The sequence below is a fragment of the Mesorhizobium sp. WSM4841 genome (assembly GCF_055811515.1).
Window position 1 is genome coordinate 1 of record NZ_JBVVQC010000092.1, and the last position, 932, is coordinate 932.

A 932-nucleotide genomic window follows, 5' to 3' on the forward strand; every position below is an offset into this window, starting at 1 on the left:
GGGATCGTGGTCATAGCCGCTCCTCTGTTGGTGCGTTGGCCTTGTTGGTTACCCGGAAAACCCAATAGTGCGCGTCCTCATCCGCGGCATATCTGCCGTCGTTCAGACACTGTGCCAGCACAAGGACGCCCTCATCCTGCAGACGCCGCACCTCGTCTTCAAAGCATGTGGCCTCCGCATAGCTCTTGCGCGTACTTGCGATGACGAATCCGTTCGGGCGCGTGACGCGAGCCAGTTTGCGCAATACATCCGGTCGGACATGCCCGGGCGCAAAAACACCGCAGCACACGGTGATGTCCTAGCTCGCGCTGAAGTATTCGGAGAGCGGAGAGTTAAGGTCGATATCGCCCTGGACATGGCGGTAGACGCGGGCTTGCCGTGCCTTTTCGGCCATCTCCTCAGAGAGATCGAACCCGTCAATCAACCGGAATCCGAGGCTTTCCAGTTCCACCCCGACGAGGCCTGTTCCGCAGCCGGCGTCCAGAATTGCGATAGCTGCCCGGGCCCTGGCCAAATAGGTAGTCTGCATGGCTGCCGCCAGTTCCGCCACGATCATTGGCCCGCAGTAACCATCGGCCACATCCGAATCATACGAACTGGCCCATTCGCGATAAAACTGGGCCAAGCGATCGGTGTCGCCGTCGAGGGCGTGGGATTCCTTGAGGCGCTCTCGTGCGGCTTGCTCCAGGGTCGTCTCCCGATCGAGGGTATTCATGACAGTACCTCCGTCTACTGGCAGATGGTCACCCGGCGGGGCCGGTCGACACCTGTTCCCGCCTTGCACCGAGGACTTCAAAAGTCGTGCCAACTAGCCGAACGCGGCGAGAAAGACATTCTTTGTCATTGTTTCCAGCTATTTGGTGTCAGGCAAAACACGAAAATTGGCCAACGAGCCTGCGCCGCAGACCCGACAGAGCCGACACAATGTCCGA

Annotated in this window: 1 protein-coding gene; it reads right to left on the reverse strand. The window is 59.5% G+C overall.

Annotated features, from left to right (window positions below; translation table 11 throughout):
• Window positions 1-298: 298 nt before the first annotated feature.
• Window positions 299-715: a methyltransferase domain-containing protein gene (locus AC0L14_RS34755; RefSeq protein ID WP_473752229.1), complete on the reverse strand. Its 417-nt coding sequence runs from the start codon at window positions 713-715 to the stop codon at window positions 299-301.
• Window positions 716-932: the final 217 nt, after the last annotated feature.

What these genes read in the sequence shown, in the direction of transcription:
- AC0L14_RS34755 (WP_473752229.1), bottom strand. Translation starts at nt 715, where the DNA reads ATGAATACCCTCGATCGGGAGACGACCCTGGAGCAAGCCGCACGAGAG.